Genomic DNA, 16139 nt, shown 5'->3' on the forward strand with positions numbered 1-16139 from the left:
GTGATTTGTCCCTCAGATTGTCTTTCGGCGGTAATGATTGGGAGATAACCCGGTTTCGCGCTTAAAAACCTGGGCGAAATGGCTCGGGCTTGAGTAGCCGACTGCCATGCCAACTCGGATGATGCTTAAATCTGTTTCCTGAAGCAGTCGCTGAGCGTGGGCAACCCGCTGGCGAATTTGGTGACGAGAAGGGGAGATGCCAGTCGCTTTCTTAAATAAGCGGCTGAAATGGAACGGACTCATTCCGACAGACGCGGCCAGTTCGGCTAGATTGAACGGCTTAGAAAGATCTTGCTCCAGATGAGCTATGGCGCGCCGCAGCTTGTAGCCAGGTAACGCCGAATACTGAATTTCATCCGGCTCACTTAAGGCGTAGTTCCGGATCAAATGTACGGCCAAGCTCTGAGCAAGTCCTTGGATGAATAATTGGCTCCCTTTCCCTTCGGCAACAAGCTCTTGGTGAACGAGACCTAGAATCTGGGAAAGCTGTTTGTCCTCCCCTCCAGCAATTTCACGCAGCCGCGGAGGTGCGCTGCATCCGAGGACATCATGCGCGACGCGTTCGAAAAGCGGGACCGATATATAGAGGTGCATGACTTGGAATGGGTCGGTTCCTAATGCGCGCCATCGCATTTCATAGGGCGTGTCGCTACGAGTTAGGAAAAAGTCGCCCACTTTTACGTGCGCTTCGGACCACTCACCGTCAACATCTCGTTCCTCGACATGCGCCTCCCCCGACATTACCCATACGATAAGGGGTTCTGCTACTGCAGGTACGAGAAAGGCCTCCTGATGACTATGCCTCGAATAAACTTGCACAAAGAGGTCACTCCAGGCCAAGCTATCTCCGCTCAACAAAGTCCTTCCCGCTATGAATTGTTCCAATCCTCGGGCGGATGTCCTCTCAGGGACCGCCTCCTCGAATAAAGCGCAAGGGTTGGACGAGAGACCAAGATCGTTGAGCGGTTGCGTGTCACTCGACATGACATCCTCTTTCGGATCCGGTACCTCCATAGACCTACCTCTTTGAAACGACCGGCCGCATTCAACCCCCGACCGCTATAGCCAGATATGGTTTTGCTCTCTGATCAATCAAATATTTGATGGTGCAGAACAAGTTTAGCCTTCAACTGATATGCTGCATATTCGTATATGGTAATCCCGAATTGGCGAAGCTTAACTAGCTCAATAGAAACGAGGAATCAGTAGGATTACCCGATTTCCTTGCCTGAGCGTCATCAAGCTATTCAGGTACGCAGCACCTGGATCGGCGTTGCGTACGATGCCGCGCCATCGGTACCTCGATTAAATGGAAATAGCAGGTCGTTTGCTGCAACTTGCGCTGACCGTGCAACCTAATGCCTCTCATTGATCAGTCGCGAGATTGATCCGCACAACATTTTGTCGAGCATCATATCCAGCGTGATCCACGACATGTTTAGAATATTTCAAACCATCGTTTGAAAATGCCTCCCCTCTTATAGGGGACCATCTTCTTTGCCGCAGGCAGCGTCGTAACATGGTGTAGCACAGAAGTCTCGGCAGTCACGATTGCAAATTCCGAGGCAATCCGCCCCCTGATTCCGAAATGATCTCGCCCCCCAGTTCCGAGAATTAGTCGCCCCCTTGTTCCGAGATGATGCCGCCCCCTTTGGCAGGGATGTGGCGTGGGTGTTCTGCCGGTGTGAAGTTCCTTCCGTCGATGGTGATGGGGAAGGAACGGGATGCCTGCGGAGAGACTGGAGATGCGGCGTGTCCGCGAGATACTGAGATATCGGGCTGAGCAAGGACTGGGCCATAAATCGATTGCGGTTCGGGTCGGGGCAGCGCCGTCGACGGTGCGCGAGACGCTGCGGCGGGCGACGGCTGCAGGGCTTTCGTGGCCGTTGGACGACGACGTGAGCGATGCCGTTTTGGAAGCGGCGCTCTATAAGGCGGCCGGGACGAAGACGGGTCATCGCCGGGCCCCCGAGCCGGACTGGGCCGAGGTGCATCGCGAGCTCAAGCGCAAGCATGTGACGCTGCAAATTCTCTGGGACGAATATATCGGCCGTTATCCGGATGGCTATCGCTACAGCCGGTATTGTGACCTTTACCGCGGCTGGGCGATGAAGCTGCCTGTGACGATGCGGCAGGAGCATGCGAGCGGCGACAAGCTGTTCGTCGATTATGCCGGCGACACGGTGACGGTCGTCGTCGACCGGCTGTCGGGCAAGACGCGGCAGGCACACCTGTTCGTGGCGGTCCTGGGAGCGTCCAGCCTTTCGTTCGCGCAGGCGCGCTGGACCGAGACGCTTCCGGACTGGATCGAATGCCATGTTCAGGCGCTGGAGTTCTTCGGCGGTTCGCCGGCGCTTCTTGTGCCCGACAATGCCAAGGTGGCGATCATCAAGGCGTGCCACTTCGATCCCCAGGTCAACAGGGCTTATTGCGCCATGACGGTGCACTATGGGAGCGCCGTTCTTCCGACACGGCCGCGGCGGCCGCGCGACAAGGCGAAAGTGGAGGCCGCGGTTCGTATCGTCGAGCGCTGGCTGTTGGGACGGCTGCGCCATCGCGTCTTTTACAGTCTCGCCGAGGTCAATGCGGCGATCATGGAATTGCTCCGTGACCTCAACGACATCAGGGTCTTGCGTCGGGTCAATTGCACGCGGCGTCAATTGTTCGAGGAACTCGATCGTCCGGCTCTGCGGCCCTTGCCTGTCGAGCGCTACGTTTTCGCCGAATGGCGTATCCGGCGTGCCGGGCTGGATTACCACGTCGAGATTGAACGGCATTATTACTCCGTTCCCTATCGCTTTGCCCGCGAGCAGGTCGAGGCGCGTATCACCGCCAATACGATCGAGATATTCCATAAGGGCGAGCGGATCGCCGCGCACCGCCGCTCGAGCGGCAACGGCAAGCACACGACCATCCCCGATCATATGCCCTCGGCGCATCGTCGGTTCGCCGACTGGACGATCGAACGCATTCGACGCGAAGCCTCAGCCATGGGGCCGGATGTCGACCTGTTGTGCGAGCGCATCCTTGCCGACCGGCCGCATCCCGAGCAGGGCTTTCGCGCCTGCCTCGGGATTATCCGCCTTAACAAGAGCTTCGGCCGCGACAGGGTCAATGCTGCTTGCGCCCGAGCGCTGGAGATCGGGGCCCGGACCTATGGTTCGGTGCGCTCCATCCTCGACAACCACCTCGACCGGACGGCGAGCTCGAATGGAGCCGCCTCGCATGAACCGATCCACCACGAGAACATCCGCGGACCTCGCTATTACCACTAAGGAGAACGAAGAATGCTTGCTCATCCAACACTTGATCGACTGAACGCCATGGGCTTGGCCGGCATGGCCAAAGCCTTCGGCGAACTCGTCGCCAACGGCGAGGCCGAACATCTCTCGCATGCTGAATGGCTTGGACTGCTGCTCGAGCGGGAATGGAGTTCTCGTTATGACCGCAAGCTTGCCGCACGCCTCAGGTTCGCCAAGCTCCGCCACCAGGCTACTCCGGAGGATGTCGATTATCGCGCCGAACGCGGCCTTGACCGTGCGCTTTTTATGAAGCTGCTCGGTGGTGACTGGATCGGCGCGCACGACAATCTCGCTATCTGCGGCCCCTCAGGCGTCGGAAAGAGTTGGTTGGCATGTGCCCTCGGCCATAAGGCTTGCCGCGACGATCGCTCGGTTCTGTATCAGCGTGTCCCTCGGCTCTTTGCCCAGCTCGCGCTCGCCCGCGGTGACGGCAGATACGCCAGGCTGCAACGCACCCTGGGCCATGTTCAGGTCCTGATCCTGGACGACTGGGGTCTTGAGCCGCTCAACGAACAGGCCCGTCACGATCTTTTGGAAATCCTTGAGGACCGCTACGGCCGCCGATCGACGATCATTACCAGCCAGCTCCCCGTATCCGCCTGGCATGGCGTCATTGGGGACCCCACCTACGCCGACGCCATCCTGGATCGCCTCGTCCACAACGCCCACCGCATCGAACTCACCGGAGAAAGCCTACGTCGAAATCTGCCTCGAAAAGCTTGACACCGGGATTGAACGAACTGACAACAATCACTGCCTGCAGACCCCGCTGAAGCAGGGGGCGAGATCATCCCGGAATCCGGGGGCGCAATCATCTCGGAACAAAGGGGCGGCTTCATCGGAATCGGCAGTCACGATCAACCGCGATTGTCCGTCGCCCAGCTGACTCGCTAATCTTAGTTCCCTCGCGCCGCCTTCTTCGTTGGCCACCCTGCACCGAGCCGACCATTGGCATGAAGCCACTGCAATCAAACCGTTGTTTGAAGCATCGAGAACTCCGGCCAAAACTCCCCGGTCTATACCAAGGAAACAAAAATCGAGGGAGCAATGAAAAATCAACAGTTGAGAGAAGCTGCCGAAGCACTGAGGGTCGAGCAAATCCACAAAAACTTTGGCGCACTGCAAGTGCTAAAGGGTATATCCCTTACGGCGAGAGATCACGATGTCATATCGATCATCGGGTCATCCGGTTCAGGAAAAAGCACCTTCCTCAGGTGCATTAACTTGCTCGAGCGGCCGAGTTCCGGATCGATTCATGTGAAAGGAGAGCAACTCCAGCTCCATGGACGTTCGCCGGCCGGCTTGCAAGCGGCAAACCCGAAACAGCTTGCGCGTCTGCGGTCAAAGCTTGCGATGGTCTTTCAGAGTTTCAATCTATGGCCGCACCTCACGGTGCTGGAGAACGTGACTGAGGCGCCGATTTCAGTTCTCGGTCTGTCAAAGAAGGAAGCGATCGAACGTGCTGAAGAGACGCTGGCAAAAGTTGGCATGTACGAGCGTCGATCTTATTACCCGGCGCATATTTCCGGCGGACAGCAGCAGCGGGCAGCAATTGCACGCGCACTCGCTATGAACCCCGACGTTCTTCTGTTTGACGAGCCCACGTCAGCCCTTGATCCCGAGCTAGTCGGCGAAGTCTTGAAGGTGATGCGCGGACTGGCAGAAGAGGGGCGCACGATGCTGGTGGTGACACATGAAATCGCTTTCGCGCGAGATGTCTCGACCGAGGTGATATACCTTCGAAACGGCGAGCTTGAGGAAAAAGGCACACCCGAGGATGTTCTCCTGAATCCACGATCGGAGCATCTCCAGAAATTCCTTGCGCGAACGAGGACGTGATGATGCTCGACCTCGTCAAAACCTACTTGCCGCTCATCCTGAGCGGCACGATCGTGACAATCTCTGTCGCGATATTAGCACTCACTGGGGCAATATGCATCGGCCTTGCTGGCGCCCTGTTAAGCATCTCCGGAGGCGAATTTTCAAAGAAAGTCGTGGCGTGCTACACTACTCTGATCCGTGGCGTTCCCGACTTGGTTCTCATGCTGCTGGTCTATTTCGGAGGCCAGATGCTGTTGAACCAGTTCGGCGGCGTTACGGGGCTTTGGGATTACATCGAAGTTAGCGCTTTTGCCGCTGGGACTATTACGATCGCCGTTATTTTCGGTGCTTATATGGTCGAGACCTTTCGCGGAGCGGCCCTTGCCATTCCAAAGGGCCAGATCGAAGCGGGCCTGGCGTTCGGCTTATCCAGACAACGTTTGTTCACGCGGATCATCTGGCCACAGCTTCTCCGCTACGCCTTGCCAGGCATAGGCAATAATTGGCAGATCCTGATGAAGACAACCGCGCTCGTCTCCGTGATTGGGCTTCAGGACATGGTCTTCAACAGCTTCCAGGCAGGTCGTGCAACCCGCCATATGTTCGTGTTCATGGGTGTGGCAATGATCCTTTACCTTCTGATCACGTTGATATCCGGCGTCATCATTCATCTTCTATCGCAGAAATACAGCCCCCAAGAACGCGCGAGGTAGGTACGATGATGCAAGCGATCACTGACTTCAGCAGCAACACCTCACCCGTCGATTTCATGCTTGTCTTGTCGAACTGGCAGCTATTCGCCCGCGGGATCGTAAATACGGTTGTTCTTTTCCTTGTGTCGACGACGATCGGTGCTCTGGCCGCGCTTCCGCTCGGCGTAGCTCGGGCATATAGAGTTCCAGCCTTGAGTCCTCTAATCCTCGCCTACACATATATCTTCCGGGGAACACCACTTCTAGTGCAGACGTATCTGCTCTACTATGGAGCCAGCGAACTTGAGTGGATGCGAGAAAGCGTCTTATGGCCTATCCTGAAAGACGCGTGGGGATGTGCCCTAATCGCATTTTCAGTAAATACGGCCGCCTACGTCACTGAAATCGTCTGTTCGGGGATCCGCGCCGTCCCTGTCGGCGAAGTGGAGGCTGCAAAAGCCTGCGGTATGCGCTTCATGACCCGGCTGAAGCGGATCATTCTTCCTAGAGCATTCAGGATGATGTTGCCCACTTATTCCAACGAAGTGATCTTTGCGCTGCATGCAACCGTGGTTGCATCGACCATCACGATCGTTGATGTCCTCGGGGCAGGCCGAACGCTGAATGGCATGTTCTACCTGGCTTACGAAGGGTTTTTGTCTGCGGCAGCGATCTACCTGTTTATGACATATGGGCTCGTCAAAATCTTCAGACTTCTTGAAGTCAGATTGAACCGCCACCTTCTACCGAGAATGGATATCAGCTAGCGATGCCGCGTGGTTCTTCAAACGTTGGTTTTATCAAACGCCGTATCCTGAGATCTCGGTCACGGTAGAGTTTATGCGTGAAGGAAATAACCGCGACATAAGCGCATCTTTGGAGGGATACATGAAAAGATTTCTAGCCGCAGTTTTGTGTGCCACCACGACATTTGTATTGGCCAACGCAGCGTCAGCTCAAGATAAGCTACGCATCGCCACTGAGGGAGCCTATCCACCATTCAACCAACTTGATCCGGACGGGTCGCTAAGCGGGTTTGACATCGATATTGCAAAGGCGCTTTGCGCAGACATGAAGGTGACCTGCGAGTTCGTCAAGCAGGACTGGGATGGTCTCATCCCAGGCTTGCTCGCCCGAAAGTTTGACGTGATCGCAGCCTCAATGACCATTAACGAGGAGCGAAAGAAACGCGTCGATTTCACTGAGAAATACTACCAGACCCCTGCCCAATTTAGCGCAAAAAAGGGCTCGGGGTTGGACGTGACGCCGGAGGGGCTCAAGGGAAAGACGATTGGGGTGCAGCGCGGGACCATCCAAGCTTGTTATCTTGAGAAATTCTACACCAACAGCGAGTTGAAGGTCTATCCAAGCCAACTTGAGGTTTTCAATGATCTGGTCGCAGGTCGTGTCGACATCGCATTCTCGGATCGTGTCACCGCACAGGAGCAACTTCTAAAAGGTGCTGGTGGCGACAACTATGAGCTTGTTGGGCCCCCGCAAAAGGACCCTAGTTGTCTCGGAGAAGGCGTGGGTCTTGCCGTTAGGAAAAATGACAGCGAATTGCGTATCAAGCTGAACAAGGCCATACAGGATATTCGCTCTGACGGCACTTACGCCAAAATCAACGCCAAATACTTCCCGTTTGACCTATACGGTGACTAGGAAAATTGAAGCAGCAGCCCGGACGAGCGCCGGGCTGCTATCTCAAATGTAGGGGCGCAGTGAATGAACGGCTACTCGTCGGTCGAGATCCTCGACAAGCTCGTCGGTTTTGAATCGGTCTCCCACAGATCGAACCTCGATATCGCAGGTTATGTAAGGGACCTCGTGGTGTCCCTTGGTGGGCGAGTAGAGCGGTTTCGATCACCGGACGATCAGAAGGAAGCGTTGCTTATCGCATTCGGCCCCCCTGTAGAAGGTGGCATTGTGCTGTCTGGACATATGGACGTCGTGCCGGTGACCGATCAGATCTGGACATCCCATCCATTTCGATTGCGCCAGGCGGACAACCGCTTTTACGGCCGAGGAGCTGTGGACATGAAAGGCTTTCTGGCCTTGGCGCTTTCGTCGGCCAGTTCCTTGGACTACTCCGCCATGACGAGGCCCCTGTATCTCGCGTTCTCTTACGACGAAGAGGTTACCTGCGAGGGCGTAAAGCCGATTGTTGCTTTCTTGAAGGAACACGCCCCTCGACCGTCGTGTGTTATCGTTGGCGAACCCACAGAAATGCGGATCGTCGGTGCCCACAAAGGTGCAGTAGACTGGCGCATTCAAGTGAAAGGGCAAGCTGCTCATTCCAGTTTACCCCACTTGGGCTCGAACGCGATCCATGCAGCCGCCCAAATCGTGGCTTTGATCGATCAAATTGCGGAGAGCTTTACGCGTTCGCGCCCGCCGGGCTCAGAACTCTTCGACGTTCCATTTTCCACAGTGTCGGTCGGACTAATTAACGGAGGATCAGCACCTAATGTCATTCCTGCCCTGTGCGAATTACACCTAGAGGCCAGGCCCCTTGTCTCCGGTGATGACATTTACATAATGGATCAGTTAAAACAGCATATACGCGATAGTGTACTCCCGCGGCTTCGAAAGACAGCGGCAAACGCAGATGTCACGGTAATAGAAGTGGACTCTTTGCCACCATTGGTTCGCGATCCGAGCAGCAATGCGGAACGTCTGGTTAAGGGGCTGTTAGAAGCCAACGATGTGGAAGCCGTCTCCTACGCGACGGAAGCAGGTTTCTTCCAGTCGGCCGGATTTCCAACGGTTGTTTTCGGCCCGGGCAGTATCCGGCAAGCGCATCAGCCGGATGAATATATTAGCATGAGCCAGTTCGAGGCCGGGGAAAACTTTCTGAGAAGCCTCGTCCAGACTCTCTATTGAGGCTTTATAGTCCGCCCCAGCGCATCCGCACTTTCCAGCAAATCGTTTCGCATTGTCGCGATGAGAACGGAGTCGCGATCGAGCTTCCTCGAAACCAAAAAAACCGGCCAATCAACTCGAAACCTGGCCGGATTGATCCTTTTCAATTGCGTCGACCACTGACCTGCATAATGCTCCGGGAGATAACCGACGTGGAGTCCGGTGAGGATCAACTGCAACGTCGCTTCGGTATGCATCGCAGATACGCTCGAGTTCCAGTTGGTCTCGACCCTCTCTTGTTTCTCAGTGACGAATCCCCGCCGAACGAAGTCAACTTCGGCTAGGTCTTCGTCGGTGAGCCCATCCACATTTCCATCGAAGAGGGGATGCTTTACCCCGCAATAAAGCGCAATGCCTTCAGTGTGAAGCTCCTCGTAAACAAGGTCGGTAAGATCGGACCTGCTGCCCGTGATGCCCAGATCACACCTTCCGTCGTAAACGGCACGTTCGACGTCGTTCGATGGAGCGACATTCACAGTCAGATTTACCTCATTTGGCCGAGCTCTAAATTGTTGAAGAGCGATACCAAGTGGGTTGAGCGGATCGGTCGCCAGGTTGTCCATCAGCCAAACCGACAGGTCGCCCATCAGCTTACCCTTTGCACCGGCGACTGCTGAACGAAAACTATTCAACTCTCCAAAGAGACGCAGGGTCGCTTCATAAACGACCTCGCCCTCCGGCGTAAGAGAGAAGCCGCCGGGTCCCCTCGTGCAGAGCTTGATGCCAAAGCGAGTTTCCAGATCGGATATGTGAATGGAAATTGTCGAACGGCTAAGGTTGAGAGTTTCCTCGGCCGCTGCGAACCCATTGCATTCCGTAACAGCCTTGAAAACCTTCAACAGTCTTATGTCGATCTTGTCGAGCGGTGGGATATCAAAGCGCATTCTTAGCTCACTCTCACGCAGCAATTATCGGCAGGGCGACAGTCCCATATACTGGCTCCAGTCGCGCGACGAAGGATCATTTGGAATGCAACCGTACTTAGCGTAAATCATGCCGTCGCCTGTCTTTGGTCGCTTTTGACCATAAAGGCTAAAGACGAATAGCAGGGTGACCAGGGCAATGCATGTCACCACAAGTCCAAGTGTCTCACCATCGAGCTTCATGTGTCGGCTCCGCTACCGGTAGGTCGAAAGCAAATGCGCTAGCTTAGCGGCAGCCGATTGAACGAACCCAGCCATGTCTTTCTCCTCGAACCGCTCGTGCATCCGCGCGCTCATCCCGACGATGCCGACTGTAAGAAAGACGTTTCCATGCTCAAAAGTCACCGGTGCGGCGAGCGCGAATACCCCAGGATCGAACTCCATATCGTTGACCGCATAGCCGCGAGCGCGGACGGAACTCAGTTGCTCCATGATTTCAGCACGATCCACGGTTGTTACAGCCTGGTAACGTGGAATATCTTGGCTTAGCACATCCTCTGTGAAATCCTGTCCCTGAAACGCAAGCATCGCTTTTCCGCTCGCTGTGGCGTGAAAAGGAAACTCGTAGCCGGGGTGTATCAAAGACGTAGGAGCTTCCTGAGGAAACGCGAAAGCTTCAAGTTTGATCTTTCCGCCAACAAGTCGGCAGATAAATGCGACTTCTTGAACTCTGTTTGCCAAATCGATAAGGAGCGGCGATGCGACTTTCTCTATAGGCGCGTCGCCGAAGCTCAGGTTCAACAACCGGCGAAGCCGTGGTCCGACCAAGTAGACCTTTTGATTTGGCGCAGACTCCAGATAGCCTATATCCAAAAGTGTATTGGTGATGCGATGTGCTGAAGAAACGGGTATTTGCGCCGCGTTCGCAATGTCTTGCAAGGTCAATCCTGAGGACGAGAATGCTACTGCGTCTAAAACCGTTGCGACCCGTCGCAGCGGATTCGAGCCCTTTTCGGCGCTATGTTCACTAGGCTTCGCCATTCACTTTGTTCCGTGCTCGCATTGCGCACCCGGATAAGGAAGAAAGATCTTTCCGGGGTTCATTAGGTTGTCTGGATCCATTGCATGCTTGATAGATCTCATCACGGCAAGGCTGCTGCCATGTTCCTGCTCCAAATATTGCCGCTTCCCAAGGCCAATACCGTGTTCGCCGCTTACCGTTCCACCTAGACCGAGGGCGCGATCGATCAGCCTTTTGTGGAGGTTTTCTGCTTGCTCAACCTCTGATGCAATACCTGGATCGATCAAAATCGCCAGATGAAAGTTTCCGTCTCCGATATGGCCGACAATCGGGGCGCAGAGACTGGTTGAGCGGAGATCTTCCTTGGTCTGGGTGATACACTCAGCCAAGTTAGAGAGTGGAACACAGACGTCTGTCACCATTGCCTTGGAGCCGGGGCGAAGCAGCGGTTCTGCATGAGCCGCGTTATGTCGAGCTTTCCAAATTTCAGCCCGCTGGTTGGGTGTTGATGCAACGTAGACGGATCTTACGTCGCACTGATCAAGAAGCTCCTTTATCGCTTCGCCCGTCGCGTCAAGGGGGGTGATATTCGAGTGGAACTCTAGAAAGACCGTCGGGAGCCGCTCATAGTCAAGTTTGTCGTATCGGCAAACCGCCTCCAACGCCAACTCATCCATGAATTCGGCCCTGGCTACAGGGTATCCGAGTTGCATGAGCAGCACGACGAACTCAACGGCTGAATTCATATGTTCGAATACCGCCCTCAACGCCAGCACGTGCTCAGGTATCGGATGGAGCCGAAGAGTTACCTGCGTGATGATACCGAGCGTACCTTCCGAGCCGACGAGGAGTTTGGTCAAGTCGTATCCCGAAGAGGACTTTCTGGCACGGCCACCAGTTTTGATGATCGTTCCGTCCGCCAAGACAGCTTCTAGCCCTATGACGTTGTCGCGCATGGACCCATATTTCACTGTCGTTGTCCCGGAAGCCCGGGTTGCTGCCATCCCTCCCAGTGTAGCGTCGGCGCCGGGATCAACAGGGAAGTTTAGACCGGTATCGCGAAGAAATGAGTTGAGGACGGACCGCGTGCAGCCGGCCTCAACGGTACAATCCATGTCGGACGCATTGACCTCCAGGACGGAATTCATGCCTGCTAGGTTGATCGACAGCCCACCAAACACCGCGTTGACGCTCCCCTCCATCGCGCTGCCTGTTCCATAAGGAACCACCGGAACTCCGTATTTGGCGCAAATTTTCACAGCGTCGGAAACGTCAGCGGCCGATGCTGCGAAGAGAACGCCATCTGGTTCTGCACCTGGATGCCAGCCTTCATCGTGGCCGTGATGTGAGCGAACAGCAGCGGCGATGGTAAATTTTGAAGCAAAGCGCGCTACGAGCTCAGAGGCGGCAGCTTGAAAATTTGAGTGGCGAAACTGGCTCTCCGTCATCTCAAGAACTCGGCGTCTTGTTTGACAATGATCACAGTGGGACGGTCCGCGGCAAGCGCGCGACGGACTTCGCTCTCGATGTCCGCAAGCGACTGAGGGACAGCTGTCAAGCAGCCGAATGACTCAGCCAGTGCTTTGAAATTCGGATTAAGCGGGCGGACGCTGACCTCTGGGATATCGCGAGCGCGCATAAAGTCAGCGATCTCACCTAATCCGTCATTGTCCCAGAGTATGATCGGAAGTGGCAGCTTCTGTTCGACCGCGGTCGCGAGTTCCTGCACGGTAAAGAGGAGGCCGCCATCGCCAACGATCGCTACGCACGCGCGACCGGGCGATCCTATAGAGCCGCCGATCGAGGCGGGCAGGGCGTAGCCGAGTGTCCCGTATCCAACTGGAAAGTGCCAGGTTCCAGGGACGTCCACTGGGAAATAGACGCAGCCCGTATATGCGATCTGCGTCATATCGGCGTAAATGAGCGCATCCTCGGGGAGGGCGTTCCTCACGGCGCCCAGGACCGCGATGTGCTGCTGCTCGAGTGGGGAAACGTCTTTCTTGACCTGTCGGCGGATGGCGCCGAAGTCATTCTTCCATCCCGATGTTTCGTGTGAAGCTGGATCATGACTCAATTCTACGACAAGAGCCTCGCATGCTAGCCCAGCGTCGCCGACTATAGCCGCGTCAGGTGAGTAATCACGGACGGTCGTTGCAGGGTCGATGTCAATGCGAATGAACTTGCCCGATATCGCCAAGCGCGTGGTGTCAGTGCTTGTCGCTTCTTCGGCTGCTGCCTCGCTGTCAGCAGTCACATAAAGGTCCGGCTCTGAGATTTCCGTTCCTATCGCAATAACGAGATCGGCTTCAGTTTCCACAAGCCGGCGGATCTGGGCGCGCTGAAGAGTAGAGCCGAGCGACAGCGGATGTGCTTCCGGGACCACGCCCTTGCCAGCAACTGTCGTGATCACTGGTGCTTTCAGAAGCTCGATGAGGCGAGTGAGCTGCTTGCCGGCATTTCGGCAACCGCCGCCCGCAAGAATGACAGGGCGTTCTGCCGTCCGAATGAGTGCGGCTGCAGCCTTGATATCAGCGGGATTGGCGCCAGGTTGACGTGGCAGGTATTTCTTCGACGGTCGCGTCGCGACCTCCTCATCCAGCAGATCGAGGGGTATAGAAAGATGTACCGGGCGCGGTCGTTCGGTCTGGAAAGATGCCATGGCCTTGGCCAAATGCTCGCCTATTTGACGCCCGGTAAGCGCAGTCGCACTAAAGCCAGTGATCGGAGCGGTGACTGCTTGCTGATTAGTAATTTCATGAAGCATGCCGCGGCCCAAGCCCATATCATCGCGCGAAATTGCGCTGGCAATCGCTAGTAGGGGAATGGAATCGGAATAGGCTTGTCCGATTGGTGTTGCTGCATTCGTTACGCCGGGGCCGCTGATGATCAGGCAAACCCCGGGTTTACCCGTAGCGCGGGCGTAGCCGTCCGCCATGAAACCAGCGCCCTGTTCATGCCGCGCGCCGATATGGCGGATCTTGCTGTTCGCCAGCGGCTCAAAAAACGCCAGCGTGTGTACGCCGGGCATGCCGAAAACGGTATCTACCCCATAAGACTCGAGCTGAACGACGAGTTCTTTTCCACCAGTATTGCTCATTTACTCTCCCATTCCGTTTTTCGGAAACAATTTCTGTTAACTTGAATAAGGCGTTGACAAGCCGGCTGCAAGCCCTTTATCTTCCATAAAACGAAAAGAATTTCCGGAAAATGGAAACCGTGGAACATTAACAAAAATGGGAACTAAGAACATGAAGAAGTTTCTGACGTCTGTGGCAGCACTGGCTATCACTGCCGCATGCTTCCACTCTCAAGCCTTTTCAGCTGACGCTATCACTGTCGTTTCTTGGGGCGGCGCGTACACCGAGGCCCAGAAAAAGGCTTTCTACGAGCCCTTTACGAAAGCTACGGGCATTGCTGTAAATTCCGTCGATTACAACGGCGGTCTCGGCCAAATCAAAGCTCAGGTCGAATCCAAAAACGTGACGTGGGATGTGGTGGTCGGCGAGAAGGCGCTGGCAGAAACCGGCTGCTTCGACAATATTCTAGAGAAGCAGGATGCATCAAAGCTTCCTGCTGCGAAGGATGGCACCCCTGCTAAAAAGGACTTCATCGAGGGTACGATCGCTGACTGCGGTATCGGGTCGGTGATCTGGTCTACCGCACTAGCCTACAACAAGTCGAAGCTGGCCGATGGCCCTAAGACCATAGCAGATTTCTTCGATCTGAAGAAGTTCCCCGGTAAGCGCGGTCTTCGCAAGTCCGCCGATGTGAACCTCGAATGGGCTCTTCTTGCTGATGGTGTGCCAGCGGCAGACGTTTATAAGGTGCTTCAAACAAAGGAAGGCGTTGATCGCGCATTCGCGAAGCTCGACACGATCAAGTCCTCGGTCGTTTGGTGGGATGCTGGCTCGCAGCCTCCGCAGCTTCTTGCAGATGGGGAAGTTGTCATGACTTCCGCCTATAGCAGCCGCATCTTCAACGCTATTAATGACGAAAAGCAGCCATTTACGATCGTATGGGACGGTCAGGTGTGGGACCGCGACGTATGGATGATCCCAAAGGGTACGCCGCGCCTCGATGCCGCGACGAAGTTTGTCAACTTCGTAAGTGAGACGGCTCAGCAAGCTGCTATTACGAACTCCAGCTCCTATGGGCCCGTTCGCAATTCAGCCATCGCTTTAATTGGCAAGAATGACAAGACCGGCGTTGAGATGAAGGATTTCGTGCCAACCGCTCATCTCGAAAACGCGATCGAGTCGGACAGCGAGTTCTGGTCGACTTACCGGGACGAGCTTTTCGCCCGGTTCAACTCATGGCTCGCTAAGTAACACTTCTCGCGACCGGGTACATTATTCCTGCTGGCAACCGGGTTGCCAGCAGCCTGTGAACTATTGGGTGGAGATAACAAGTTGGCGTCAGTTAACTTTTCGAACGTTAGCAAGACCTACGATGGCAAGACCTCGGTGGTTGATAATCTGAACCTCGAAGTGCGCGAAGGTGAGTTCCTGAGCATGCTCGGACCATCGGGCTCCGGCAAAACGACATGCCTCATGATGCTTGCCGGTTTCGAGACCGCTACGTCCGGCGAAATATTCTTGGATGGCCGCCCCATCAACCGGGTTGCCCCTCAGCGGCGCAACATCGGCATGGTCTTCCAAAATTACGCGCTCTTCCCGCACATGACCGTTGCAGAGAATTTGGCCTTTCCTCTGAAGGTCAGAGACGTTTCCAAAGCAGATATCACATCGAAGGTGAAGCGGGCGTTGGAAATGGTTGAACTTCCTCATCTCGGCGACAGGCGCCCAGCGCAACTCTCGGGAGGTCAGCAGCAACGTGTCGCTGTCGCTCGTGCCCTCGTATTCGATCCAAAGCTTGTCCTTATGGATGAACCGCTTGGTGCTCTGGACAAGCAGCTGCGCGAGCAAATGCAGTATGAGATCAAGCGCATCCATGAGCGCCTTGGCGTGACGATCGTTTACGTGACACACGATCAGGCCGAAGCCTTGACGATGTCCGATACAATTGCCGTCTTCAACTTTGGCAAGATCCAGCAACTGGCAACGCCGAGCGAAATATACGAGACACCGAGTAACAGCTTCGTTGCTCAATTCATCGGCGAAAATAATGTCCTGCCAGGCACGGTCGAAATGCGTGATGGTGACGTCTGCACTGTCCGCCTTGAAAACGGAGAAGCCGTCAGCGCACTTTCCGTCACAAAGGCAGCTGTCGGCGGGACAACTCTCCTTTCACTGCGTCCGGAGCGCATCGTCGTTGAGCCAACGCTGACTGATCAGGTTACCGCGGTGAAGGGAGAGGTCGTCGATCAGATCTATGTTGGCGACCACTCTCGCATCCAAGTGCGAGTCTTTGGCAAACATGAGTTCGTGGTGAAAGTTCAGAATGCTTCGCTCAGGCGGACTTTTAATAAGGGCGAAGCAATCACGCTCGGCTGGCAAGCGAACGACTGTCGCGCTCTGGATCCGGCTTCCGGGCCGTCGCATGGAGGCGTCCAATGAGG

15 protein-coding genes are annotated in these 16139 nt (G+C 55.4%); 9 read left to right on the top strand and 6 right to left on the bottom strand.

Annotated features, from left to right (window positions below):
- Nucleotides 1-12: 12 nt before the first annotated feature.
- Nucleotides 13-984 carry an AraC family transcriptional regulator gene (locus tag PH552_RS00635; RefSeq protein ID WP_285165336.1) on the bottom strand — a complete coding sequence of 324 codons (972 nt, stop codon included), beginning with the start codon at nt 982-984 and terminating at the stop codon, nt 13-15.
- Nucleotides 985-1745: 761 nt separating this feature from the next.
- Here PH552_RS00635 and istA point away from each other — a divergent pair.
- From istA to argE, 7 genes are all read left to right on the top strand, one after another.
- Complete coding sequence (istA, locus tag PH552_RS00640; RefSeq protein ID WP_285165714.1) at nt 1746-3275, top strand: IS21 family transposase; 1530 nt, start codon at nt 1746-1748, stop codon at nt 3273-3275.
- A 12-nt stretch (nt 3276-3287) separates the two neighbouring features.
- Complete coding sequence (istB, locus tag PH552_RS00645) at nt 3288-4025, top strand: IS21-like element helper ATPase IstB (protein ID WP_285165337.1); 738 nt, start codon at nt 3288-3290, stop codon at nt 4023-4025.
- Nucleotides 4026-4349: 324 nt separating this feature from the next.
- Nucleotides 4350-5141 (top strand): ABC transporter ATP-binding protein, encoded by a 792-nt coding sequence (locus PH552_RS00650; RefSeq protein ID WP_113249205.1) that lies wholly within the window; start codon nt 4350-4352, stop codon nt 5139-5141.
- Nucleotides 5141-5836 (top strand): ABC transporter permease, encoded by a 696-nt coding sequence (locus PH552_RS00655; RefSeq protein WP_285165338.1) that lies wholly within the window; start codon nt 5141-5143, stop codon nt 5834-5836. Before PH552_RS00650 ends, PH552_RS00655 begins: the two co-directional genes overlap by 1 nt.
- Nucleotides 5837-5841: 5 nt before the next feature.
- Nucleotides 5842-6582, top strand: a complete 741-nt coding sequence (locus tag PH552_RS00660; RefSeq protein WP_113249207.1) for an ABC transporter permease — start codon at nt 5842-5844, stop codon at nt 6580-6582.
- Nucleotides 6583-6703: 121 nt separating this feature from the next.
- The gene (locus PH552_RS00665) at nt 6704-7477 is read left to right on the top strand and encodes an ABC transporter substrate-binding protein (RefSeq protein ID WP_113249209.1); all 774 of its coding nucleotides are present in this window, start codon (nt 6704-6706) and stop codon (nt 7475-7477) included.
- A 63-nt stretch (nt 7478-7540) separates the two neighbouring features.
- Nucleotides 7541-8698 carry an acetylornithine deacetylase gene (gene argE / locus PH552_RS00670; protein ID WP_113249211.1) on the top strand — a complete coding sequence of 386 codons (1158 nt, stop codon included), beginning with the start codon at nt 7541-7543 and terminating at the stop codon, nt 8696-8698.
- Here argE and PH552_RS00675 read toward each other — a convergent pair.
- From PH552_RS00675 to PH552_RS00695, 5 genes are read right to left on the bottom strand one after another with little or no spacing between them, the layout of a single operon-like run.
- A complete protein-coding gene (locus tag PH552_RS00675) occupies nt 8692-9621 on the bottom strand; it encodes a LysR family transcriptional regulator (RefSeq protein WP_113249212.1) in 930 nt (309 codons plus the stop codon). The two genes, argE and PH552_RS00675, sit on opposite strands and share 7 nt — an antisense overlap.
- 24 nt (nt 9622-9645) lie before the next feature.
- Nucleotides 9646-9843, bottom strand: coding sequence for a hypothetical protein (locus tag PH552_RS00680; protein ID WP_285165339.1), 198 nt, complete (start codon nt 9841-9843; stop codon nt 9646-9648).
- A 12-nt stretch (nt 9844-9855) separates the two neighbouring features.
- A complete protein-coding gene (locus PH552_RS00685; protein ID WP_113249213.1) occupies nt 9856-10641 on the bottom strand; it encodes an IclR family transcriptional regulator in 786 nt (261 codons plus the stop codon).
- Nucleotides 10642-12069 (bottom strand): FAD-binding oxidoreductase, encoded by a 1428-nt coding sequence (locus tag PH552_RS00690; RefSeq protein ID WP_113249214.1) that lies wholly within the window; start codon nt 12067-12069, stop codon nt 10642-10644.
- Complete coding sequence (locus PH552_RS00695; protein ID WP_113249215.1) at nt 12066-13718, bottom strand: 5-guanidino-2-oxopentanoate decarboxylase; 1653 nt, start codon at nt 13716-13718, stop codon at nt 12066-12068. The genes PH552_RS00690 and PH552_RS00695 overlap by 4 nt, the downstream gene beginning before the upstream one ends.
- A 151-nt stretch (nt 13719-13869) precedes the next feature.
- On the opposite strand from PH552_RS00695, the gene PH552_RS00700 reads away from it, so the two are divergent.
- Nucleotides 13870-14949, top strand: coding sequence for an ABC transporter substrate-binding protein (locus PH552_RS00700; RefSeq protein WP_113249241.1), 1080 nt, complete (start codon nt 13870-13872; stop codon nt 14947-14949).
- 63 nt (nt 14950-15012) lie between these two features.
- A complete protein-coding gene (locus PH552_RS00705) occupies nt 15013-16137 on the top strand; it encodes an ABC transporter ATP-binding protein (protein ID WP_285165340.1) in 1125 nt (374 codons plus the stop codon).
- Nucleotides 16138-16139: the final 2 nt, after the last annotated feature.

The organism is Rhizobium aureum, assembly GCF_030182495.1.
GTDB classification, from domain to species: domain Bacteria; phylum Pseudomonadota; class Alphaproteobacteria; order Rhizobiales; family Rhizobiaceae; genus Rhizobium; species Rhizobium tropici_C.